Source organism: Microbacterium psychrotolerans, from assembly GCF_031085295.1.
In the GTDB taxonomy this organism is placed as follows: domain Bacteria; phylum Actinomycetota; class Actinomycetes; order Actinomycetales; family Microbacteriaceae; genus Microbacterium; species Microbacterium psychrotolerans.
In genome coordinates this window covers 58,218-81,437 of record NZ_JAVFWO010000005.1, presented here as the reverse complement: position 1 = coordinate 81,437, position 23,220 = coordinate 58,218, and the positions used below count along the sequence as shown (strand labels likewise).

General features: G+C 69.2%; 22 protein-coding genes. 5 read left to right on the top strand and 17 right to left on the bottom strand.

What is annotated here, in order from left to right; translation table 11 throughout:
- Nucleotides 1–23 precede the first annotated feature (23 nt).
- On the top strand, nt 24–644 hold the full coding sequence (locus Q9R08_RS16200; protein WP_308869181.1) for a chemotaxis protein CheY: 621 nt from the start codon (nt 24–26) through the stop codon (nt 642–644).
- On the opposite strand, the gene Q9R08_RS16195 is transcribed toward Q9R08_RS16200, so the two are convergent.
- The 6 genes from Q9R08_RS16195 to Q9R08_RS16170 form a co-directional block, all read right to left on the bottom strand.
- A complete protein-coding gene (locus Q9R08_RS16195) occupies nt 598–1,902 on the bottom strand; it encodes a M1 family metallopeptidase (RefSeq protein WP_308869180.1) in 1,305 nt (434 codons plus the stop codon). The two genes, Q9R08_RS16200 and Q9R08_RS16195, sit on opposite strands and share 47 nt — an antisense overlap.
- Nucleotides 1,899–5,846 carry a Pls/PosA family non-ribosomal peptide synthetase gene (locus Q9R08_RS16190; RefSeq protein ID WP_308869179.1) on the bottom strand — a complete coding sequence of 1,316 codons (3,948 nt, stop codon included), beginning with the start codon at nt 5,844–5,846 and terminating at the stop codon, nt 1,899–1,901. The genes Q9R08_RS16195 and Q9R08_RS16190 overlap by 4 nt, the downstream gene beginning before the upstream one ends.
- A 10-nt stretch (nt 5,847–5,856) precedes the next feature.
- Nucleotides 5,857–6,657, bottom strand: coding sequence for a hypothetical protein (locus Q9R08_RS16185; RefSeq protein ID WP_308869178.1), 801 nt, complete (start codon nt 6,655–6,657; stop codon nt 5,857–5,859).
- A 237-nt stretch (nt 6,658–6,894) separates the two neighbouring features.
- Nucleotides 6,895–8,091, bottom strand: coding sequence for a glycosyltransferase (locus Q9R08_RS16180; RefSeq protein ID WP_308869177.1), 1,197 nt, complete (start codon nt 8,089–8,091; stop codon nt 6,895–6,897).
- 220 nt (nt 8,092–8,311) lie between these two features.
- On the bottom strand, nt 8,312–9,061 hold the full coding sequence (locus Q9R08_RS16175) for a phosphate ABC transporter ATP-binding protein (RefSeq protein WP_308869456.1): 750 nt from the start codon (nt 9,059–9,061) through the stop codon (nt 8,312–8,314).
- A 431-nt stretch (nt 9,062–9,492) separates the two neighbouring features.
- A complete protein-coding gene (locus tag Q9R08_RS16170; RefSeq protein ID WP_308869176.1) occupies nt 9,493–9,759 on the bottom strand; it encodes a hypothetical protein in 267 nt (88 codons plus the stop codon).
- 33 nt (nt 9,760–9,792) lie between these two features.
- On the opposite strand from Q9R08_RS16170, the gene Q9R08_RS16165 reads away from it, so the two are divergent.
- Nucleotides 9,793–10,149: an FKBP-type peptidyl-prolyl cis-trans isomerase gene (locus tag Q9R08_RS16165; RefSeq protein WP_308869175.1), complete on the top strand. Its 357-nt coding sequence runs from the start codon at nt 9,793–9,795 to the stop codon at nt 10,147–10,149.
- Nucleotides 10,150–10,302: 153 nt separating this feature from the next.
- Here Q9R08_RS16165 and Q9R08_RS16160 read toward each other — a convergent pair whose 3' ends face one another.
- Nucleotides 10,303–10,911, bottom strand: a complete 609-nt coding sequence (locus tag Q9R08_RS16160) for a hypothetical protein (RefSeq protein ID WP_308869174.1) — start codon at nt 10,909–10,911, stop codon at nt 10,303–10,305.
- A 144-nt stretch (nt 10,912–11,055) separates the two neighbouring features.
- Between Q9R08_RS16160 and Q9R08_RS16155 the strand changes: the two genes are divergently transcribed.
- On the top strand, nt 11,056–11,877 hold the full coding sequence (locus Q9R08_RS16155) for an alpha/beta fold hydrolase (RefSeq protein WP_308869173.1): 822 nt from the start codon (nt 11,056–11,058) through the stop codon (nt 11,875–11,877).
- Nucleotides 11,864–13,243 carry a sensor domain-containing protein gene (locus Q9R08_RS16150; RefSeq protein WP_308869172.1) on the top strand — a complete coding sequence of 460 codons (1,380 nt, stop codon included), beginning with the start codon at nt 11,864–11,866 and terminating at the stop codon, nt 13,241–13,243. Before Q9R08_RS16155 ends, Q9R08_RS16150 begins: the two co-directional genes overlap by 14 nt.
- 159 nt (nt 13,244–13,402) lie before the next feature.
- On the opposite strand, the gene Q9R08_RS16145 is transcribed toward Q9R08_RS16150, so the two are convergent.
- The 8 genes from Q9R08_RS16145 to Q9R08_RS16110 all read right to left on the bottom strand — a co-directional run bounded on the left by Q9R08_RS16145 (nt 13,403) and on the right by Q9R08_RS16110 (nt 19,576).
- Entirely contained in the window at nt 13,403–13,693 is a 291-nt protein-coding gene (locus Q9R08_RS16145; RefSeq protein WP_308869171.1) for a PRC-barrel domain containing protein, read from the bottom strand.
- Between the two features lie 213 nt (nt 13,694–13,906).
- Nucleotides 13,907–14,587, bottom strand: coding sequence for a TetR/AcrR family transcriptional regulator (locus tag Q9R08_RS16140; RefSeq protein WP_308869170.1), 681 nt, complete (start codon nt 14,585–14,587; stop codon nt 13,907–13,909).
- On the bottom strand, nt 14,584–15,351 hold the full coding sequence (locus tag Q9R08_RS16135; RefSeq protein ID WP_308869169.1) for a tyrosine-protein phosphatase: 768 nt from the start codon (nt 15,349–15,351) through the stop codon (nt 14,584–14,586). Before Q9R08_RS16135 ends, Q9R08_RS16140 begins: the two co-directional genes overlap by 4 nt.
- Nucleotides 15,348–16,196 (bottom strand): phosphonate ABC transporter, permease protein PhnE, encoded by an 849-nt coding sequence (gene phnE / locus Q9R08_RS16130; protein WP_308869168.1) that lies wholly within the window; start codon nt 16,194–16,196, stop codon nt 15,348–15,350. Before phnE ends, Q9R08_RS16135 begins: the two co-directional genes overlap by 4 nt.
- Nucleotides 16,180–16,986, bottom strand: coding sequence for a phosphonate ABC transporter ATP-binding protein (locus Q9R08_RS16125; protein WP_308869167.1), 807 nt, complete (start codon nt 16,984–16,986; stop codon nt 16,180–16,182). Before Q9R08_RS16125 ends, phnE begins: the two co-directional genes overlap by 17 nt.
- Nucleotides 16,986–17,894, bottom strand: coding sequence for a phosphate/phosphite/phosphonate ABC transporter substrate-binding protein (gene phnD / locus Q9R08_RS16120; protein ID WP_308869166.1), 909 nt, complete (start codon nt 17,892–17,894; stop codon nt 16,986–16,988). The genes Q9R08_RS16125 and phnD overlap by 1 nt, the downstream gene beginning before the upstream one ends.
- 196 nt (nt 17,895–18,090) lie before the next feature.
- On the bottom strand, nt 18,091–19,251 hold the full coding sequence (locus tag Q9R08_RS16115; protein ID WP_308869165.1) for a hypothetical protein: 1,161 nt from the start codon (nt 19,249–19,251) through the stop codon (nt 18,091–18,093).
- 49 nt (nt 19,252–19,300) lie between these two features.
- Nucleotides 19,301–19,576 carry a hypothetical protein gene (locus tag Q9R08_RS16110; RefSeq protein WP_308869164.1) on the bottom strand — a complete coding sequence of 92 codons (276 nt, stop codon included), beginning with the start codon at nt 19,574–19,576 and terminating at the stop codon, nt 19,301–19,303.
- Nucleotides 19,577–19,870: 294 nt separating this feature from the next.
- Between Q9R08_RS16110 and Q9R08_RS16105 the strand changes: the two genes are divergently transcribed.
- The gene (locus Q9R08_RS16105) at nt 19,871–20,347 is read left to right on the top strand and encodes a hypothetical protein (RefSeq protein ID WP_308869163.1); all 477 of its coding nucleotides are present in this window, start codon (nt 19,871–19,873) and stop codon (nt 20,345–20,347) included.
- Nucleotides 20,348–20,607: 260 nt separating this feature from the next.
- Here the strand turns inward: Q9R08_RS16105 and Q9R08_RS16100 are convergent, their stop codons facing one another.
- Both Q9R08_RS16100 and Q9R08_RS16095 read right to left on the bottom strand, forming a co-directional pair.
- The gene (locus Q9R08_RS16100) at nt 20,608–21,663 is read right to left on the bottom strand and encodes an alpha/beta hydrolase (RefSeq protein ID WP_308869162.1); all 1,056 of its coding nucleotides are present in this window, start codon (nt 21,661–21,663) and stop codon (nt 20,608–20,610) included.
- Nucleotides 21,664–21,752: 89 nt separating this feature from the next.
- Complete coding sequence (locus Q9R08_RS16095) at nt 21,753–23,126, bottom strand: FAD-dependent oxidoreductase (RefSeq protein WP_308869161.1); 1,374 nt, start codon at nt 23,124–23,126, stop codon at nt 21,753–21,755.
- Nucleotides 23,127–23,220 lie beyond the last annotated feature (94 nt).

Genomic DNA, 23,220 nt, shown 5'->3' with positions numbered 1-23,220 from the left:
AGGCAGCGGACGGAGGGCACGTCGTGAGCGGCAACGATCTTCGGGCCGTGCCGGACTCGGGGCAGATCGAGCGGGAACTCGCGACCACACCTCCCACGCGGCTGCAGCTCGCGTGGAAGGTCGTCCCGAGTGGGGCTGCACGACGCGACGTGGCGTGGGACCTTCTGCGCGAAATGCTGGCACCCGGCGCCGAGCTGTCGAATCCATGCGCGCGCTGCGGCGGACCACATGGTCCGGTTCGGACGACGGATGCCTCGGCCAGGCCTGCCGTCGCCTACGCGGGCGGCGTTGCCGTCGCGGCGGTCGCCTCTCGGGGTCCTGGCACGTTCGCGATCGACGTCGAAGTCGTGAGCGACCCGGTGCGGGACGCCGCAGGTCTGATCGGAATCCTCGGCGCTCGACCAGGCGTGCGATTGCGGGACTGGGTGCGGGTGGAGGCGGCCCTCAAAGCCGACGGGCGGGGCCTTCGCGTTGACCCGGGTACCGTAGCCGTCGCCTCGGTGCGCGACCACGGCTGGCAGGCAGTAGTCCCGGGCGGGCCGACGATCGCGGGATGGGACGTCCATGGCCCACCGGGCCTCGTCATCAGTGCCGCATTCAGCGAGGCAACGGAGGCAGCTCGGGTCGATCCAGCCACGCCGTGAGCAGCACCTCGATGTCTGCCCCCGCGAGCCGGACGGCCAGGGCACGGAAGTCCGCGGTCGTCACCGAATCGCCGGCGCCCGCGCTCGCCCATTCGCGCAGGAGTGTGGCGAAGGCGCTCTCCCCCATGCGATGTCGCAGCGCATAGAGCGTCAGCGCGCCACGCTTGTAGACGCGGTCGTCGAACATCAACGCGGGGCCGGGATCGGCAAGCACCAGGTCCTGATCGAGCCCGGCAAGCCGGGCGTGGTGCCTTGCCGCCTTCTCATGGACGGTCTGGCGGCCCGATGCCTCGGACCACATCCACTCGGCGTAGCAGGCGAAACCCTCGTTGAGCCAGATGTCCTGCCACCGCGCGACGCCGACACTGTTGCCGAACCACTGGTGCGCCAGTTCGTGCGCCACGAGGCGCTCCGATGCCGGATCGAGATGGTTGGCGCCGAAGACCGCCATCCCCTGGGCCTCGAGCGGTATCTCGAGTTCGTCGGGAGTCACCACAAGAGTGCAGGCGTCCTGGGGGTACGGACCGAAGGCGGACTCGAACAGCTGCAGCATGTGGGTGACCGGCGCGAACGCCGTCGCCACCTCGTTGCGCAGCGCGGGCGGGTGGACGACCGTGACCGGGAACCCGTCCGAACCGGCGGAGCCCGACAGCGTGGTGGAAACGTAACGTCCGATGTGCAGCGCCGTGAGGTACGTGGCGGTCGGCACGTCGGATCGGAAGGTGCGGGCTTCGAACTGCCCTCGTCGCGCCGAGCCGATGAGGGCGCCGGTGGCGACGGCCGTGTAGCCGGCATCCGTCGCGACCGTGATCGAGTAGCGAGCGCGATCGTCAGGACGGTCGTTGCAGGGGAACCACGTCGGTGCGCCGATGGGTTGAGCGGCCACGAGGGCGCCGTCCTCGAGTTCTTCGAAGCCGATGGTGCCCCAGCGTGTCCGCCGCGGAGCGGGGGCGCCGGCGTACGTCACCTCGATGGAGAATCGCTCGCCCGGCTCCACCCGCCGGGGAAGTGCGACCCGCACCCTCCGCGGCCCCTGGGTGTAGGCCGTGCGCCGGTCGCCATCCACGCGCACCCGCGACGCGCGGAGCCCGATGAGGTCCAGGGCGACCGACGACGTCGGAGCGGCCGCGACCGCGTTGACGACAGCGCGCCCCTCGAGGCGGTTGGTGCGCACACGGTAGGAGAGGTCGAGTTCGTAGGACTCGACGTCGAAGGTGGGATCGCCGCTCTGCGGTGCGTACGGGTCGTGAGCGCTCACGATGTCGACTGGTACGCGCGGACCTTGACCGCGCGCCACGGGCCGATCGGATTGCCGCTCCACCGGGAGCCCACGGGCACGGTTTCTCCGCGCATCACCAGCGACGCGGGGCCGACCGTCGCGTGGGCACCGAGTGTCGCCCCCGGGAGGATGACGCTGTGCGGCCCGAGAGTGGCACCAGCCTCGAGTTCCACCGTGTCCATGCTCATGATTCGATCATGGAAAAGGTGCGTCTGCACAACGCATCCGCGATTGACGGCCGCGCCGTCGCCGAGAGTGACGAGGTCGGGCTCGGGAAGCCAATAACTCTCGCACCACACGCCACGGCCGATCCGCGATCCGAGCGACCGCAGCCATACGGCCAGAGCCGGCGTTCCCGAGGCCGCACGCGCGAACCAGGGCGCGGCGACCATCTCGGTGAATGTGTCCGATACCTCGGTGCGCCAGACGAAGCTCGACCAGAGGGGCTGCTCGCCCGCGCGGATCGTGCCGACGATGAGCCACTTCGCCGCAGTCGACAGCCCTGCCGCCACCGCACCGGCGGCGAGCATGACGATGCCGGAGACGAGGAGTGTCCACACCGGCCCCACAGTCTCCCAGAGAGCGGCGAGGCCGAACAGGACACCGAGGCCGATCGCGCACGTGACGACCACAGGCACGAAGCGGCCGAGTTCCCAGAGCGTGCGCGCGATCCGGAGACCGACGGTCGGTCGGTACGTGCGACTCTCGTCGCCCTCGGCCGACAGCCGACGCAGACGCACGGCCGGCGACCCGAGCCAGGACGAACCGGGCTTCGCCTTCAGCGGCGCGGACGACAGGACGGCGACGAGCCCGTCGCGGGGCACGCGGTGGCCAGGCGCCGCCATCCCAGAGTTTCCGAGGAAGGCGCGCTTGCCGATCCGGACCGGTCCAAGCCGCATCCAGCCGCCGCGCAGCTCGTACGAGCCGACCATGGTGTCATCGGCGAGGAACGCGCCGTCATCGATGCGCGTCATCGACGGGATGAGCAGGACGGTGGATGCCTCGACCTCGCGACCGACGCGCGCACCGAGAAGGCGCAGCCACACCGGGGTGAAGAGGCTCGAGTACAGCGGGAAGAGCACCGTGCGGGACGAGTCGAGCAGTCGCTCGATGCTCCACGCCTGCCATCCGATCCGGCTGCGCACGGGGTGAGTGCCCTCGTGCAGCCCGATCGACAGCACACGCACCGCGAGCACGACGGATGCCGCGAAAACGATGCCCACCCCGAGGACGGCGGGCACAAGCCACGCCAGTGCCCCGAGGAATGCGGCACCGAGAGTCTGAGCATCCCGGATTCCCTGCGCGATGACCAGCCCGCCGACGGCGAACGAAGCGATCGGCAGCAGGGCCAGCCCGACCGACGAGATCGCATACGCCCAGAGCCAGCGTGTCGGCGCGGGAGCCCGCTCCGCGGGCCAGCCGGACTCGACGCCGCCGACGCGCTCGGCTGGAGATCCGGCCCATGACTGGTCTGCCCGCACACGGCCGAACACGGCCGAACCTGGCGCGATGTCGGCGCGCTGCCCGACCCTGGTGCCCGGAGCGAGTGTGCTGCGGGCTCCGATCGTCGCGTCGGCGCCGATGCGCACTTCGCCGACGCGAAGGACGTCGCCGTCGATCCAGGTGCCGGAGAGATCCACCTCGGGTTCGACGGCGGCGCCGTCGCCCAGTTCGAGCATCCCCGTGATGGGAGGCAGCGTGTGCATGTCGACGCCGCGCCCGATCTTCGCGCCCAGCGCTCGCGCGTAATAGGTGACCCACGGTGCGCCGGCGAGGCCGACGGCATCGATCTGGTCGGCGATCTGCTCGGCGAGCCAGAGGCGCATGTGCACGCTGCCGCCACGGGGGTAGTCGCCGGGCCGGAGGCCGGCCAAGAGCAGCCGAGCGGCGACGACGGCGATGGCCATGCGCCCGAAGGGTGTCGCGAACACGGCCAGTCCGATCAGCAGCACCCACAAGGGAGTGCTGGGCAGCGCTTCGAAGCCGGGTGCGAGCTGGAGCAGCGCGCTGGCTGTGAGCAAGTACAGCAGCCAGCGGATGCCGGTGATGATGAACAGCGGCACGCCGAGGAGCGTCTGCACCCACTGCGTAGTGCGCGGGGTCGGCACCGGTCGGTGGAACGTCGCCGGTCCGTCGTCGTCCAGCGGTCCGAGCGCCTTGGCCATCGAGCTCAGGCGCGGCACGTCGTAGATGTCGGCGACGGAGAATTCGGGCACGCGCGCGCGGATCCGCGAGACCAGCTGGGCGGCTGCCAGTGAGCCGCCGCCGAGGTCGAAGAAGTCGGCCGACCGACTGGGCACCGGCATGCCGAGCACGGTCTGCCATTGCTCAGCAAGCCATGCCTCGGCCGGAGAGAGTCCTGCCAGCGGTGCCTCGACACCGGGCAGGGGCCATGGAAGCGCCGCCCGATCGACTTTGCCGGATGTCCGAACCGGAAGTTCGTCGACGACCGCCAGCAGCGGCACGATGGCCGCCGGCAGGCGCTCGGCCAGCAGGGCACGCGCGTGCGCCCGGTCGAAGTCCTCTCCCTCGGTCGCGACGAGATAGCCGACGAGCACGGGAACGCCGGCATCGGTCGATCGCACCGCAGCGGCGGCCGCGGTGATCCCCGGCAGGTCCTGCAGCGCGGACTCGACCTCGCCCAGTTCGATCCGGCGCCCGCCGACCTTCACCTGATCGTCGGCTCGGCCCATGAAGACGAGCCCCGCGGTCTCATAGCGCACGAGGTCGCCGGAACGGTAGGCGCGTTCCCAGCCGAGGGTCGGCATGGGCGCGTACTTCTCGGCATCCTTCGAGGGATCGAGGTAGCGGGCCAACCCGACACCGCCGATGATCAGCTCGCCGATGTCGCCCTCGGCGACACGCGCGCCATCGGCGTCGACGACGGCGAGCGCCCAGCCGTCGAGTGGAAGCCCGATGCGTACGGGGCCGGCGTCGAGCGGCGCCGCGCAGGCGACGACGGTCGCCTCGGTGGGACCGTACGTGTTCCACACCTCGCGGCCGTCGGCGGCCAGACGGGCGGCGAGCTCCGGGGGGCAGGCCTCACCGCCGAAGATCAGCAGCCTCACGTTCTCGATGGAGTCCTCCGGCCACATCGCGGCCAGGGTCGGAACCGTCGAGACCACCGTAATGCCCTGCCGGATGAGCCACGGGGCGAGATCCTCCCCAGAGCGGACGAGTGCGCGAGGTGCCGGCACGAGGCACGCGCCGTGACGCCACGCCAGCCACATCTCTTCGCACGACGCGTCGAACGCGACCGATAGTCCGGCAAGAACCCGGTCGCGCGGCCCGAGCGGCGCGCGCTGCAGGAACAGGCGTGCCTCGGCATCGACGAAGGCTGCCGCAGAGCGGTGGGTGACCGCCACCCCCTTGGGCACACCAGTGGAGCCGGACGTGAAGATGATCCACGCGTCATCCGTCACATCCGGCGGTGGAACCGTGACGACCCCATGGGTGCTGGGATGCGGTGCATCACCCGTGAAAAGCGGAGCGGAGGCCGCCACCTCGGCTTCGCCCTCGGCCTGCGCCTCGGCGGAGGTGTAGCCGTCGTCGGTGATGACTCCGCGCACCCCGGCCTCGCCGAAGACGAGGCGCGCGCGCTCGTCCGGATCGTCTACGTCCACCGGAACGTACGCAGCACCCGCGGCGAGCACGGCGAGGATGGCGATGTAGAGCTCCTTCGAGCCGGACGGGACGCGGACGCCCACCCGGTCACCCCGGCGTACGCCGGCGTCGTGAAGCTGAGCGGCGGTGCGCCCGACACGGGCCATCAGATCTCGGTAGCTGAGCGCCCCCGACCCGTCGTCGAGGGCGGATGCTTCGGGATGCCGGGCCGTCGTCTCGCGCAGGATGTCGAGAAGGGTTCGGCTCGGGGTCGCCACCCCTGACCTGTCGAGTTCGAGCTGCTCTGGCAGCTCCCCCACCGGAAGCACCTCAGGACAGGAGCGCGACGAGCTGCGCCTTGCTCAAGCGCGAGTACCCCGTCTTGCCGGCCGCCCGGGCGCGATCCCGCAGCGCGGCGACCGTGAGAGATGAGAGGTCGGATGCGCTGTCTCCACCCGCGGCCGAAGCGGCGCGCGACGACTTCGCACGCGGTGCGGCGACGGCGCTCGCGGCGGTTGATGATGCTGTGGGGGCCTTCGCGCGGGACGCGGGTCGGGCGGGCGTCTTGCGCGCGGGCGCCTTGGAGGACGAGGCGGCGGGCGGTGCCGATTCGGTCGCCGGGGGCGCTGTCGCGCCGGATGCCGGGCTCGACTCCGCTGCGTCCGTCTGGGCGGGACCAGCCAGCTCATTCTCGAGGGCCAGTTGCGCCGCCGCTGCTTCACGGTCCGCGCGCTCGGCCGACTTCGCCGCCTTCGCCGCATCCTTCTTGGCTGCCTTCGCTTGCGCCGCGCGCTCCTCGGCCTCGGCGGTCACCCGCTCGGCCTCGGCCGCGGCGCGGTCGGCTTCCGCCCGCAGACGGGCCTTTTTCTCGGCCTTGGCAACGGCCTGAGCCGTCGCCTTGACGAGCTTGTCCGCCGCGCGCGTGGCACGCTTCGCAACCTTGCCGGGCGACTTCCGAAGCGCCTTCTTCGACACATCAGCGGCGTCCTTGGCGTCCTCGGAGAGCTCGCGCAGCTTCTTGGCCGTCTTGCCCGGCAAAGCCTTGGCCGCCTTCTTCGCCTGCTTCGCCGCGGTGGCGGCGTCTTCCATCGCGTCCAGCGCCTGGCGCTGTGCCTTCGTCGTCTTGGCCATGGCCGCACCTTAGCGTGGGCGGGTTAACAGAGGCCGTGGCGCCCTCTCACGAGGACGCATGAATGCTGCGGCAACGTGACCCCGCTCCGTTGCCGAGGCGTGAGCGCTGAGACGCTTCGCCGCCGTCGACGGATCTCACTTCCTACATCCTTCCCCTCGAGACGCGCTCCGGCTCACGTGACGTGATCGCCATGTAGCACGCAATGGTGCGCGGGTTGAGAGAGCACTCCGGGCGACTCACGCGGCGACCTCCTCGCGCCGCAGCATGTCGTGGGTTGCGGCGCGATAGTCGTTCAGCATGCGCTGTCGTCCGAGCCGCGGTCGTGCGGCCAGAGCGCGGCGCCGGAAGGCGGCCCGGTTCTGCAGGACGAACTGCCATGTCTGCGCGATCGTCTCGGGGCACCGCGGTGTGACCACGCCGATGCCGTCCACCTGTGCGGCGGCGTCGCCGACATCGGTCGTCACCGGCGTTGCGCCGCAGGCGGCACCTTCGATGAGGCACAGCGGCGACGCTTCGCCGAATGCGCTCGTAAGGGCGACGATGTCGGCGACCTGGTAGATCGAGGGCATGTCCTGGCGAATGCCGAGCGCGTGGATCTGCGCGATCGCTTCCACACCGCACTCCGCGGCGAGCGCACGGAACGCCGGGTTCTCCCACGACATGCCGGCGCCGCAGAGGACATAGTGAGCGCCGCGATGCTGACGCGCGTGCAACGCGAGGGCACGCAGGAAGAGGCCGGGGTCCTTCATCGCATCGAATCGTGCGGCGTAGGCGATCACGGCGGCGTTCGGCGTAATGCCGAGTCCCCGCCGCGTCGTCTGACGGTCGGTTCGACTTGCGGGACGGAACCGGTCCGTATCCACGCCGTTGGCGATGACGTAGCGGTTCTCGGCGGCAACGCCGGCGCGCGCATAAGCGCGGTCGGTCGCCTCCGCGCACGAGATCGTCGCGGTGAGCAGGCCGGTTGCGGCGGCATCCGTAAGCCATCCCAGCGCCGCACCGGAGTGCAGCGGATCCGACCGATGCAAGCACGCAGCGACGGGGACGGCGGGCATCATGCCGCGCGACCGCAGCGCCAACAGGATACCCAGGGGCTGCTCCTTCAGCGAGAGGATCAGATCCGCCGAATTCACGGCCTCGGCGGCGATCTGCAACTGCTGATCCGTGAAACTGTCGGGCGCGGCCGGGTCACCGTCGACCAGTTTCCCGAGCGTTGTCACACGGACGCCCGCGCGGACGAGGCGGTGGTAGCGCGGGTCGTCTTCCATCCGCTGCACGGTCGACTCGCGATGCGTCCGCGAAGCGATCGCGAGCACGCTGTGATGCTGATCGCCTCCGGCGTGGAGTCCGGCGACGACATCGGAGTGCAGGATCCGGGCACCACCGGCGAAGAAGCCCTCGTACAGCGAGAGCACACGAGTAGGTCGAACCATGGCGAAGCTCCTCTGTGTCGTGAAGTCGGGCTACACGTCGCAGAGGTCGTTCGTCACGCCCATGCCACGCACTCCCAGCGGTGTTGTCGATGCGCGGCGCCGACGCCGAATGCACCAATGCTCCGACCTGACGGTGGCGATGTCGATGAATCGCACGTGTGCATTCGGTGAATTACGCGGCACCTTTCGGTGTCGGGGTGAAGGACACGTCGTCACGTGGTCAACCGAACCGGCCGTTGACGTAGTCGAACGTGCGAGGGTCGATGGGATCGGCGAACATGGCGTCGGTGTCGCCGTGCTCGACGATGGCGCCCGGCGTGCCGTGGGCGGCGAGGAAGAACGCGCACTGTTGCGAGACACGCTGAGCCTGCTGCATGTTGTGCGTGACGATCACGATCGTCACCTCGTGCGCGAGTTCGAGCATTGTCTCCTCGATGACACGCGTCGACGTGGGGTCGAGAGCCGAGCACGGCTCGTCCATCAGCAGGACCCGCGGTCGCACCGCCAGCGATCGTGCGATGCACAGGCGCTGCTGCTGGCCGCCGGAAAGCCCGGCTCCGGGAGCACGAAGACGATCCTTGACCTCCTTCCAAAGTCCGGCTTTGGTGAGGCACGATTCGACGAGTGCGTCCTTCTCCTCGCGGGAGACACGCGTCCCGGTGAGCTTCAGTCCCGCGACGACGTTGTCGTAGATCGACTGCGCCGGAAACGGGTTGGGCTTCTGGAAGACCATCCCGATGTGCTTGCGCGCCTCCACGAGCTTGCGGGTCGGGTCGTAGATGTCCTCGCCGTCCAGCAGCACCTCGCCCGCGAGCGACGCGGACGGCACCAGCTCGTGCATGCGGTTGAGGATGCGGAGGAACGTGGACTTGCCGCAGCCGGAGGGACCGATCAGCGACGTGATGATCCCAGCCTCCATCGTCAGGGACACGCGATCGAGCACCTGGTGGTCGCCGAACCACGCCGAGATGTTGCGGCCTTGGAGCGTCGCGAGCGGCTGGCTCGCTACCGGCCGACCAGCCGAAACTGCCGCCCCGGCGTGGGGACCGCCATGGTCGCGCGCCCATGAGCCGGAGGCTGGACTGCTCGCGCCCTCGAGCCGCGTCGTCGGCGATTCCGACTCGCCGGCGGCAATGAAAACGGTGACATCCGAGCCGGGCGGTGCCGCCTGGTTGTTGTGGGCAGCTGCCGGCCCCGGCGTCGCGGAGCGCGGCTCTGAGACCTCGGAGATTGGCACGAAGGCTGTGACGTCCTCCGCGAGGGGGGCGTCTTCGGCGTCAGCCGGAGCGCCGGGAAGCGGTGCGGCTGTCCTGCCGGTTCGCGCGAGCGTGCCGAACAACCGGGTCGCGGACTTGGCCATGAGTGTTTCCGTTCTTGTGTGCGAGCCGTTCGGGTGTGCAGTCAGAGGAGATTCGGGAGCAGGCGGACGATCTCGCCGGTGACCCAGAGGCCGGCGAACAGCGTCAGCGGGAGGAAGACGATCCACGTCCGTCGCGGGCCGACGTGTCGGTACGCCCATACCGCGGCGATCTCGACCACGATCAGGAACTGCAGCGAGAACACCAGCGCCCAGGCCATCGTCGGATCGCCGCTCAACTCGCGCTGCTCGGCGGGAAGCGTCGCGTACCGCGACTGGCGGATGCCTGCCGGCTGGGCCTCGCTCGTCAATTGGGCATCGACGCGGGCGATGCCCGACGGAGCGTGCCCGGGGAAGCACCGCCGACAGCGACGGAGATCGCCGTTCTGAAGAAGGGGGATGGAGCGGAGGTCCGGCCGGGAGACGCGGTCATGCTGCAGTACGTGGGCGTCCGCTGGTCGAACGGCTCGATGTTCGCCTCCAGTTGGAGCCAGGGTGCTCCCTCATCCGTGGTGACCACCGAAGCCGTCGAGGGGTATCGCAAAGCGCTCGAGGGGCAGACGATCGGATCGCAGGTGCTCGCGGTCATCCCACCGCAGGAGGCCTATGGCGAGGGCGAGATCAACAAGGAGGACCTGACCGGTGAGACGCTGGTCTTCGTCCTCGATGTGCTGGCCGCGGCGCCGGCCGCCACGGGCTGAAACGGCGCGCTGGACCAACTCGCTTCGGCGTGTCGAGTGTCGCCCCTGGGATGTGGTTCGGTGACGAACGGGGCACCCGTTCGTCACCCGTTGCTTCCCGGTGAGCGGAGGAAGCACTCGGGCTTGTCAGCTCCACGGGTGATCCATCGACGACTACGGTTGCGCCCCCGTCGCATCCGCACGCTTCGGAACGACCGGCTGGAACGGGATCGAGGTCGCAAGCCCGAGCACCAGGATGGAACTGAGCCCCAGCAGTCCCGCCCATGCGCCGCGCGGCTCTGCGAACGAGACCCGGCCGTCGCTGATCACCGGCGTCATCGCGACAAGAGCGACTGCGGCTGCGGCTGATAGCACACCGATGATCACACGCAGTAACGGGCGCCGACGACTGCCGACCGCATAACCCAGCCCTATCGCGATCAGGGCGACGCCCATCCCGGCAGTGCCGATTCCCTGGGCCAGCAAGGCGATCGTCCCTGGCACGGTGAGCGGGAGCAGGCCGAGAATGAGCGGCGACAGCGCGAGCCACCGCCAGTGCGGCCTTCCGCCGGTTCGGCGGATGTACTCCGCCCAGCCCAGCAAACCCCCGACGATCGCGCCGCCGCCCAGGACGCCGACGAAGGTCGCATACCACCCGAACACCGAATCGTCGCCCGCGATCTCAACCATGAAGCCCCGGAATCCGGCCGCCCACGTGAGGCCGAGCAGCGCTCCGATCAGCACGTCCGTCGCGGCCGAACGCCGGTCCCCTACGTCCCTCATCGCTCCCCCTTCGGAGTCCCTTCGGCGTACTCATGCCGGAGTGCACGAAGTAGCACCCAGCGCCGCCCAGGTCTTCTCTCTCGCTTACGATTCTCCTGGGCGCGTCTTTCCGGCGCGACGAGGAGACGCACCTGGAGTGTAGATATGTCGGTCCTCGGTACGCGCGATGCTCTGCAGCGCAACAACGTCACCGTCTCCGGCGCCGCCGCAGGCCGCGTCATGATGTTCGCGCACGGGTTCGGGTGCAGTAAGGCGACCTGGGATCTCGTGGCTCCGCACTTCGAGACCGACCACAGGGTGATCCTGTTCGACCACGTCGGCGCGGGCGGATCAGACGTGTCGGCATACGATGCGGGCAAGTACGACTCGCTGCATGGCTATGCGGATGACGTGCTCGAGATCCTGGACGCGTTGGATGTGACGGATGTCGTGTTCGTCGGTCACTCCGTCAGCGCGATGATCGGCATCCTGGCGGCGAACCGGGACCCTTCACGGTTCGGCGCACTGGTGCTCGTCGGTCCCTCACCGCGGTATGTCAACGACGGCTCCTATCAGGGAGGCTTCGAGTCCGACGACATCGCGTCCCTGCTGGATTCCCTCGACAGCAACTACCTGGGCTGGTCGCAGACGATGGCGCCCGTCATCATCGGCAACCCGCAACGGCCGGAACTGGGTGAACAGCTCACGACGAGCTTCTGCAGCATTGACCCGGACATCGCGCGGCACTTCGCCCATGTCACGTTCCTTTCCGACAACCGCGCCGACCTTCCTCTGGTGACCGTTCCGACACTGGTGATGCAGTGCACCGCGGACGCCATCGCTCCGTCCGAGGTCGGCCATTATGTGCACGCTGCGATTGACGGCAGCACCCTCTCGGTGCTTGAGGCGACCGGGCATGTGCCGATCCTGTCCGCACCCGATGAGGTCGTCGCACAGATTCGCGGGTATCTCGGTGACCGAACCTAGCAAGCACGCATGGTTTCAGGGTGCCCCCTGTGGTCTGATCGGCACCTCGCTCGACGGTCTGATCCTCGAGGCCAACGACACCCTGCTCGAATGGACGGGCTTCAGCCGACCGCAGATCGAGGGCAGGTCGTTCACGTCGCTGCTGGATCCGGGAAGCCAGTTGTTCTACGAGACCCGGCATGCGCAGGCGCTGCCGTTGCAAGGGCAGCTCAACGAGGTCGCCCTCACGATGCTGTGCGCGGACGGCAGCCGGCTGCCGGTGCTGATCAACGCCATACGCGACGCGGCGGCCGGTGTGAATCGCATCGCGGTGTTCAACGCGTCCGGGCGCATCCAGTACGAGCGGGACCTCCTGCACGCACGGCGGGTGGCGGAGTCGTCCGAGGCCCAGGTGCGAGTACTGCAGGAGGTGTCGCGTGCCTTCGGAGTCAGCGCGACCGACGAAGACGTCGCGCAGTCCTTCGCCGAGGTTGCCAGAACCGCGTTCGCGGCACGAGAGGCCGGCGTGCTGCTCCTCGACGACGTCGGCGAACTCACTCTCGTCGGCGGCACCAATCCTCTCGCCGGGCTGGTCCCGCCGATCGTCAGCCTGCGCAACAGCCCTGACGTGGTCGTCGTCGACGACGAGACCGCGACCGCGCGGTTCCCCCAACTCGCAGCCGCGCTGCACGAGACGCGGCTGGCTGCACTCAGCGTGATGCCGTTGCTGGACGCCGATCGACGGTTGGGAATCCTGGTCTGCTTCTTCGGGCGTGCCCGACAGTTCGACGACCAGTTCTTCGATCTGCAGAAGGCGCTGGGACGCCAAGCCTCGCAGACGTTGGTCCGCGTCAGATTGCAGCGCCGACTGGCCTTCCTGGCGCTGCACGACCAGCTCACCGGGGTCGCCAACAGGCAGCTTCTCGAGCAGAGCCTCGAGGACGCACTCGAAGCGGCATCCGCGCACAACACGCCACTGGCCGTAATGTTCCTCGATGTCGACGAATTCAAGTCGATCAACGACAGATTCGGCCACGCCGCGGGAGACATGGTGCTCGTGGAGCTGGCTGTCAGGCTGGGCGCCGGTGTGCGCTCCGAAGATGTGGTGGGTCGAATCGGCGGCGACGAGTTCGTCGCCATCTGCGCAAACGCCGACGAGCACGCCGCAACGACCATCGCCGAGCGGATCCTGCGTCTCACCCAGGAGCCCATCGCGATCGGGGAGGGGCTGATCTCGGCATCCGTCAGCGTGGGGATCTCGATGTTCCATCCGCGCCTCCACTCCCGCCCCACCCCCGAGCAGCTGCTCGTCCGCGCCGATCGCGCGATGTACGAATCCAAAGGCGCCGGTAAGAACCGCGCCACCTTCGAGACGCCGCCCCCTTGACTCGAAGCCCCGACAGAGCCGATTCGGTGCTCGATGCCCCGCCGCCACCCCGAGGCCGGCTGCCGGTAGCGATCGCGCTGGACCCGGTCGGTCCGCGCGGCGCGACGACGCGACAGCACACGGCGATGCCCGGCGGTGAGCCGGGCATCGCGCGCTGTGTCACCGGTAGAGGTCGCCGTAGTACGTGTCCAGGCGGCCCCGGTACTCGTCGTCGTCTCCCGTGGTGTCCGGGTCCCACTCGGGAGAGTTCTTGATCTGGTCTTTCGTCAGGTCTACGTAGACCTTCTCCTCGTCGTCATCGACGCGCTGAATGGTTCCGGCGGGAAGAATCACCTTCCGGCCGAAGATCCATGGACCGGTGTCGACAACGATCCGGCTGGAACCTGCGTCGTCGCTGGCTTCGTCGATCTTGCCGATGTCACCGTCGGTCGCATGCACGTGGTAGCCCACGAGGTTCCTGGACCCCGCTCCGCGACCCACCGATTGTCGGTAGTTCCACGCATCCCATGATGAGGACATGACAACTCCTTCGTTGTGTGTGCGATTCGGAAGTCGGCCGATTGGCCGCTTCGGGGAGACACGTTAAGCAGGCTGACCCTTGCATAGGACCCCCTGGCGAAATCGCCGGAATGGGCGTATGGGTTCCATCGGGTCCGCGACGGCTCAGGTCTGCTCATCGCGGTGCTGGACAGGACCGTCTCCCCCGTCGGCGGAATCTGCCGTGGCGAGCATGCCTCGCCACGCGATGTCGAAGGCGTCTTGACACCGCTGCCAGACGACGGGATCGCTCAGCTCGGTCCCACGCACGACGAGCTGGTAGTACACGACCCCTGCGAGAAGGTCGAAGCACGTCGCCGGATCCAGGCCATCTCGAAGGACGCCCCTCTCGATGCCCGCCGCGAGCGCGCGTTCCATCGAGGACCGGCGTCGCGCGACGTGCGACGTCCAATACGCCTTCTGCAGCTCGCGATCCGCCATCGCGAGGCGTATGCGCTGGCGGAACCGTTCCTCCGAGTAGCCGACCAGGCTCACGCTCTGCCCGCCGAACATCGCAGCCCTTATGCACTCGCGCAGGTCGCCATCGAGGGGGATGTCGGGAGGAACGGTGCGGCCGACATCCAGCGCCGCCGCGACCAGGGCTGTGAGTGAGGGCCATCGCCGGTAGATCGCCGCCCGGGTGACTCCGCTGCGTTGCACCAGACGTCGCACGGTGACGGATTCTCCGTCGTCGATGAGCGCGAGCGCACCGTCCAGGATCTGACGATCGAGTTCCTCGTCACGCGGCCGACCGGGGCCGCGGCGAACCACGTCCCCGGTCGGCTGCGCCGTCGCCGATAGGCTCACTCGGCCACCGCTCGGGCGCGCAGCCGGGCCACGATGTCGTCCGTGAGGCCGGCCGCCCGCACCGGGCCGAGGGCGTCGCCGTGGCGTTCTCTGAGCCGGGCGAGCATGGTGCGCATCGAGACATCCATGGGCTGTGTGTCCGTCGTCAGCCCGGCCATGTCGTCGAGGTCGAAGCCGAGGCGGGCGAGCAGGACTCCCATCACCGGTTTCATGCGCGCCTGGATGGCGATCATGTTGGCGTCGGTGCGCGCATAGTCGGTGACGATGGCGTCGTCGGAGGCCCCCAGTGCGAGCAGGAGCATCGCGGCGAGGACGCCGGTGCGGTCACGTCCCGCGGCGCAGTGGAACGCCGTCGCGCCGGGGGCCAGCGCGATCAGCGAAAGCGCCGCCGCGAGCTGCGGCGCGGAGGTCTCCACCATGTGCGCGTACATCTCACCCATGCTCACGTGATCGAACGGCACCCGCCCGCGCTGCGGCATCCCCGAGCCGATGCTCGCCATGAGCGGAAGGTGGTGGTACGCGACGGGCTGCTCGGCGAGCGGCCCCCGCCCGGTGAGGACCGCTTCGTCGTTCGTGCGCAGGTCGATGACCGCGACGAGGCCGCGATCGACGAGTTCGTGCGCGTCCCGCTCGGTGACGACGGCGAGGTCGTCGGCCCGGAGAGCGAATCCGTCTCTCAGCACTCCGCCCGCCACGGGGATCCCGCCGAGGTCGCGAAGGTTGACGGGGGCGCTCAGCTCGAGGTCGATGAGGGCGGTGGTCATGTGATTCTCCTTCTAATGAATGCGCTGCCCTGATCGATGGCCGTGACCAGGACGATGATGCAGAGGACGATGGCGCAGAGGTGTCCGTAGTCGTACATGCGCATCGCGGTGGTGAGTTCGAGGCCGATGCCGCCGGCGCCGACGAGGCCCAGGATTGTGGCCCCGCGCACGTTGCCCTCGAACAGCAGCAGCGTGTACGAGACCAGCAGCGGCGCCGCCTGGGGCAGCACCCCGTACTGCACGACCTGCCGCTTCGAGGCGCCGACGGCCTCCATGGCGACCAAGGGACCGCGGTCGACGGACTCCATCGCCTCGGCGAACACCTTGCCGATGGATCCGATCGAGCCGAGGGTCATCGCCAGGATGCCTGCGAACGGGCCGAGGCCGACGGCCGAGACGAACATGAGCGCGAACACGAGATCCGGCACCGAGCGGATGATGTTCATCAGCCACCGGCACGGGTAGTACACCCACTTCGGGGCGATGTTGGATGCCGCTCCGAACGCGACGATCAGGGAGAACACCGCTCCGAGGACGGTGCCGACGATCGCCATCTGCAGCGTCTCGATGAGCAGGGCGATGATCGTGCCGAAGTCGGAGAAGTCCGGCGGAAAGAGTCTCCCGAGGAACTCGGTCATGTTGACCGCACCGTCCGCGAGCTTGGCGAAGTTGAATTCCGCCCCCTGGAACGACCACACCAGCACTGCGAACGCGGCGACCAGTCCGAGTCCGAATCGCGCCCGCGGGATCCGGAAGGCGTGTTCGAGACGGTCGCGCTCGGCTGGGTCGAGTTCCGGCTGGGCCGGCGACTTCTCGCCGCGCGGGCGCTCAGTCGTGATGCTCATCGGTCCCCTCCTCGTCGTCGTAGACCACGGCGAGCGCCGCGGCGTCGAGCTGCGAAGTCGGCGCCGCCACGACGACCTCGCCGTGGCGGAGGCCGACGATCCGGTCGCTGTGCGCCAGAGCGAGCGGCAGCACGTGCAGGCTCACCAGCACCGGAATGCGGTCCTGACGCGCGATGTCGCGCAGGAGACCGAGCACCGAGTCGGCGAGCTTCGGATCGAGTGAGGCCACCGGCTCGTCGGCGAGGATCACGCGTGGGCGCTGCATGAGCGCCCGGGCGATGGCGACGCGCTGCTGCTGGCCGCCGCTCAGCGAGCGCGCGGGCTCGGTCGCCTTGTGGGCGATGCCGACCCGATCGAGCAGGTCGAGCGCGCGCGTGCGCTGCTCACGTGTGAAGCCGCCGACGAGGTTGAAGGCGCCCGCTCGGTGCAGACAGCCGGTGAGCACGTTGGTGAGCACACTGAGCCGCGGGATGAGGTTGAACTGCTGGAACACCTGGCCGACCTCCGCCCGCAGTGCCCTCAGCTCGCGGGGACGCATGGCCGCCACCTCGCCTCCGGCGACGCGGACGCTCCCGGCGGTGATCGGGGCGAACCCGGTGAGGCTGCGCATCAGTGTGGACTTGCCCGACCCGGAAGCCCCGAGCAGTGCCACGGTCTCACCGGCATACAGATCGAGGTCGACACCGCGCAGGACCGGGGTGCGGTCGTACGCCACAGCCAGGCCGCGGACGGCGACGACAGGATTGATGGATGCCGCCGCCTCGACATCCGACGCCATGGCGAGCGTCATCAGCGCAGATCCTCGAGCTTCACGCCCGCGACCGCCGCGATGTCGACGAAGCCCTCGAAGAGGTCGGGCCCGGGGGCGATGATCGTCTCTCTGCCGATGAACCCCTCGCCGAGCGCGCCGAGCGCTTCGGCGTTCTCCTCCGAGAACACGGCCGGCAGCGCCTCCTCGAGCAGCGCGCGGGTCTCGTCGTCGAGCGACTGGCGGGCGAGCACCGTTCCCGCGACAGGCATCGACGGGCTCTCTCCGACCCCGCGCCACTCGCCGTCCGCGAACGGGAAGTACGGCTCACCCAGCTGTGTCAGCATGATCGCGGTGCAGGCGGCATCCACCTGCCCCTGTTCCAGCGCGGCGAAGCTGCCCTCGTGGCCGCCCGCGAAGATCGCCTCGTAGTCCGCGTCCTGTTCGAGGCCTGCCTCGTGCAGCATGTAGACCGGCATGAAGTAGCCCGAGCTCGAGGCCTGGTCGGCGAACGCGACGGTCGCACCCTCAAGGTCTTCGACCTCCTGAATGGGTGAGTCCTGCAGCACGACGCAGGTGGAGACCGGGGTGTCGTCGCCCTTCCAGCCGAGCAGGGCGTCGACCTCTCCGGTGTTGACGGCGAGGGCAGAGGGGAAACCGCTCATGATGCCGATGTCCACGTGGTCGGCGCGGATCGCCTCGACGACGCTGAGGTAGTCGGGAACGTCGGTGACCTCGACGGTGCGACCCGTCTCGGCCTCGAGCAGCTCTGCGAAAGCCTCGATCGGGTTCTCGGCCGACGGGTCGTCACCGAGCGGGATCGTCGCGATGGTGATGGGAGCATCGGCGGCGCCGTCCGCGTCCGATGCGGACGCGGTGCCCGCGCATCCGGTGAGAGTGAGAGCGGCGATGCCGAGGAGACCGAGGGCGGGGGGTGCGACGCGGCGCATGAGGATGTTCCTTCCGGGGATTCGGGAGATTTCGAGAACACCGGTATGCAAACTCCGCGAGGTGACCACGAATTACGAGACCGCCGGACCGCGAATGGAACGCCCGGTGAACAGCTGGCGATGGCTGCCGGATCGACGCGCACGGCGGTGTCAGCGCCGCCGGCCGGACTCGAGATCGGAACCGTGCCCCGAGCGGTCAGGGAATGTGCCAGAACTCGGTTCCGAGCCCGTACATGTTCCAGATCCACCACCATTGACCGACGAGGCAGGCGGCCAGAACGGCGAGCCGCCAGGGCAGGCTCCGCGGGGCGGCCACAGCACCCCAGAGCGGTGAGAGCGGGAAGAGGATCCGGAACACACTCGACTGCGGGAGGAAGACCGCCAGCAGGTAGATGACATAGCTGGCCGCCCACAGCCGGATCTCGGGTCCCAGACGGGCGACATGTGGGCTGAACGCCAGCACGGCGCCGGTGGCGACGACGAGCAGTCCCAGGCCGAGGAGACCCCAGACCGGAGCGAGACCCCACGACCGGAACCAGTAGTCCGCCGCCTGCAGCCAGCCTTCGAAGGGCACGAATCCGCCCGCGTCACCGACCCACAGCCGCCGCCACGAGAGTTCGGTCGCGAGATAGGCGTCGTCGCGACCGGTCACCAGTCCGGCGATCACCTGCCAGGAGAATCCGAGCACGGTCGCGATGCCAGCGAGCGCGACGACGTGCACCACCTCGCGCGGCGCGAACGGCTCGCGCGATCGCGTCAGCCATCGACGGACGCCGAAGAGGCCGAGGAACAATGCGAACGCGAGCACGCCCGGTCGTGTGAACGCCATCGCGGGGATGATCGCGTACAGCATGCCGTACTGCCGTCGCTGCAGGCCGCGGATACCGAGCAGGACCAGCAGCAGGAACGGCGCCTCGGCGTAGCCGACCTGGAACATCGCGGCCAGCGGAGCCGAGGCGAAGAACCCGACCGCCCATAGCGCCGCGGTCTCACCGATCCCGGGCTTCAGGATGCTGCGGAGAACCAGGCAGCACAGGTAGCCGGCGATGAGTGCCAGCGCCACCGCGCCCGCCGTCCAGGAGCCGAGGAGCCATCCGGCCGCGCCGGCCGCCCACGGAAAGAACGGCATGAATGCCCAGGCATTCTGCGCGACGTCGCCTGCCGCCGTGAGCGGGAGCTCGACCGGATACCCCTCCGATGCGATGCGGTGGTAGTACTGCGCGTCCCACGCGACGACATAGGTGGCCAGGTCCGCACCGGGACCGAACCGGGACCCCGGGGGCGACAGTCGTGCGGCGAGGAGGAAGAACGAGGTCGTGACGAGCCGCGAGGCCAGGTAGATCACCGCGATCCGCACCGCGGGTGCGTTCCACGAGGGACGCCAGAGAGACCCCCGAGCAGATCCGCTATTCGTCGTTCGCGGTCTCTTCGATCCAGTCGATGGCGTCCTCGGCGAGGTAGCGGGCTCCGGGATCCTCGTCGGCATCCTGAATCTCGTCCTCCGGCTCCGATACAGCGGGCGCGGCTCCCGGCTCGATCGCCCACACGTCTTCCGCGTCAGCCGCCTCGACGAGCTCGTCGATCTCGGCAGCGATGTCGACCGGGACCGCATCGCCGTTGTTCGCAATCAGCCAGTCGCGCGTCTCCGCGGACAGGCGCGCCCAGATCTGCTCCATGCCCATGCGCGCAAGTGTCACACACCTCGCAGCGACGGTCCATGCACCATCAGATGAATTCTGGGTGCCGCGCCCTGACCGAGGTCGCCGGTGGCCGTGCGGCGTTCAGAGCGACTCCTCGAGGCGGCTCGGTCCGGGCCGGTTCGCCGGGCGATACCATGCCCCATGGCCACTCCTCAGCCGGACCGGCGATCCGCGACCGTGACCCCCCGCCGCCCTCGGAATCGCGTCTTCGCCGACACGACCAGACGACGCAGCACCGCCATCGCGGCGCGGCTCGCGGACGAACGCTGACGCCCCGTGCGCTTTCTCCGGGCCGCGATGTCGGCCGTGGTCGCGACGCTGCCGGTGCTCGTCATCCTGCTGATCCCGACGCTCGTGCGCGGTGACACCGGCATCGCCGCATTCAGCGGCGTCGGCGGCACCCTTCTCAACGCCGCGTTCATCGCCGCGATCATCCTGATCCCCAAGGTGAACGGCTGGCTGGACCCCGAGGTGCCGGCGTGGACCGCGACCACGGCGATGGCAGCGACCGCACGAGTGTGGCGCACCCGCATCTGGCTCGCGCTCCTGGCGGTCCTCGCGCTCCTGGGAATCTTCGCCGCCGGCCAGACCGCGGCGTACTTCCTCGCTCAGAGTTCACCCGCGCTCACCGACGGAGTGCTCGACTACAGCCGCTTCCTCGCGCAGGAGCTCGTCGTCTACCTGCTCGGATACGTCCTGTCGCTCACGACCTACGTGCTGCTCATCCGCGTGCTCGCCCGCCGCGCCGACTGAGCACTCCGCCGCGTCCGGCGACTCGCCACGCTGCCGGTGGGGCGCCCGGGCAACGATAAAGGCCCCGGGTGCTGGGGACACCCGGGGCCTGTCGTCGTCTGCTCTCGCTCACCAACCCCCCGGTTAGCGGCGCTGGACGACGGTTTGGGAAGGATTCTTGGGGAGGGCCTTCCCTGAGATGCTGGGGACATCTCCCCTACAGCTTAACCCCGGCACCTAGGTGTCCGCTGTCCCCTCTTCGGGGGACATTTCCAGGTCTATCAGTCCGGTACGACGTACCCCTTCACCCAACGGTCCAGAGCATCGTACGCCTGCCCGCGCGGGACGTCACGCGAGAGGAATACGTCGTGGATCGCACCCTCGATGCGTGCGATCGTCACGAGCTCACCGACCTTCGTCGCGGCGCGGGCGATGTCGTCGACGACGAGCACCGAGTCCGTCGACGTCATCGACTCCCGCCACGCGAGCGGCGGCGTGGAGGCCGTCGACAGCAGCACCATCGCGGGACATCCGACGTCGATTCCCGACGCGACCCGGCGATGGCCCGCCATGACCGCGGACAGCCAGCCCGGCGCCGTCGGAAATCCCCGGTCGGGGCGCCACAGCGCCCGATGCTCGCCGTTCGGGAGGCTGCCGATCTCATCCTGGGCGCGCGTGTAGAACCCGAAGTCGACGGCCGGCTGCGTGCCGCGCGGATCGAGGCGGGCACGCATGTCGACCAGGGGTGCGAGTGCCTGACGCCCCAGCGGGCCGAGCTGCAGTTCCAGCCACGGGCTGTTCAGCACGAGCGCGTCGGCGCGGCCCGGATGACGCGCGGCCCAGAGGGTGAGCGTGAGACCGCCGGTCGAATGGCCCATGAGCACGAGCCGCCGTCCGTTGCGCGTGGAGGCCCTGTCCGGTTTGGCCGCGGCGTGCGGCCCGCGTCCGTTGCCGCCCGGGGCGGGGTGGTGGCCCATGGCCCGCAGCGCGGCCTCGATGTCGACGTCGTAGTCGTCGAGCGAATCGATGTAGCCCGGAGACTGTCCGTCGCGCAGGCTGCGGCCGTAGCGGCGCAGGTCGAGGGCATAGAACCGCGCGCCGCGGTGGGTCCAGAAACGCGCCAGCTCACGCTGGAAGAAGTAGTCGGACCAGCCGTGCACGTACAGCACGTCGACGTCGCGCAGCGGCGCGAAGGCGGTCATCACCGGGTTCGGGATGCTGCGGACGAGAGTGGCGACGAGGTCCCCGTGCTCCCCGGCCACGCCGAGGGACAGCGTCAGCTGCTCGAACGGCTCCCCGAGGACATCGGGGACCCACGTCTGGGATGGCCCGGCCATGCGCTCAGCCTACGGGGGCGGCGCGCGCCGCCCTGTTCAGCGGTCGGAGTGTGGGCCCGGCGTGCGGACAGGCGCGATGACGGAGCCGGCTACTCGCCGCGCGAGATCGTCACCATCTCGTCGCGCGGCACGACCTTGACGCGCGCCCGCTCGTGCGGGACGCCGAGCGCCATCTCGTGCTCATCGAGGCGGTGCCAGCCGTCGAGATCGGTCCACTTCACGCCGCGCTCGGCCAGGAGGGCGGGAATCGACGCCTCCGACGGGTCTGCCGGCTGCCACCACGTTCCCTGATCGTTGATGAGGTGACGGATGGTCTCCATCGCGTCGGACTTGGTGTGACCGATGAGGCCCACCGGTCCGCGCTTGATCCAGCCGGTGGCGTACACGCCGTTGACCCGCTGGTTCGAGTCCTTGCTCAGCACCTGCCCCTCGCGGTTCGGGATCACGCCATGCCGCTTGTCGAAGGGGACGCCGGGCAGCGGCGATCCGAAGTAGCCGACGGCGCGGTACAGCGCCTGGATCGGCAGCTCGCGCATCTCTCCGGTGCCGACCACGCCACCCTCGCCGTCGGGGCGCGTCCGCTCGTAGACGAGTGCGGACACCCGGCCCTCGGCGTCCGTCTTGACCTCCACCGGCTTCGCGTAGAAGTGCAGGTGCAGACGGCGGGAAGCCGTGCCCCCGGCGTTGTTGACCGAGTCCCGCTTGCGCCACGACTGCAGCACGCGGTCGATGACCATGACCTGCTTGTTGCTCGCGATGGCGGCGCGCGCCGCGTCGTCGTAGTCGAAGTCCTCGTCGTAGACGACCATGTCGACGTCGCGCAGCTCGCCGAGCTCGCGCAGCTCGAGCGGCGTGAACTTGACGTTCGCGGGTCCGCGGCGGCCGAACACGTGCACGTCGGTCACCTTCGACGCGGCGAGGCCCTCGTAGACGTTGTCGGGGATCTCGGTGGGCAGCAGATCCTCGGCGTGCTTGGCCAGCATGCGCGACACGTCCAGCGCGACGTTGCCGTTGCCGAGGACGGCGACGGATGCCGCGTCCAGCGGCCATTCGCGCGGCACGTCGGGGTGCCCGTCGAACCAGCTCACGAAGTCTGCAGCGCCGTACGATCCTGCGGCTTCGATGCCCGGGATGTCGAGGTCGGTGTCGCGGATGGCGCCGGTGGCGAAGATGACGGCGTGGTAGTGGTGCTTGAGGTCGTCGAGGGTGATGTCCTCGCCGAAGCGCACATTGCCGAAGATGCGGATGTCCCCCCGGTCGAGCACCTCGCGCAGCGCCGTGATGATCCCCTTGATGCGCGGGTGGTCGGGCGCGACGCCGTAGCGGACCAGCCCGTACGGAGCGGGCAGCTGCTCGAACAGGTCGATCGACACGTCGAACTTGCGCTCGGCCTTCAGCAGGATGTCGGCGGCGTAGATGCCTGCCGGTCCTGCACCGACGATCGCCAGCCGGAGCTTGGTCATGGGGGTCCTTTCGGGAAGCGCGCCCCGCACGGGGGCTGGTCCCTGAGCTTGTCGAAGGGCTCGAAGCCCGAGCCCTTCGACAGGCTCAGGGACC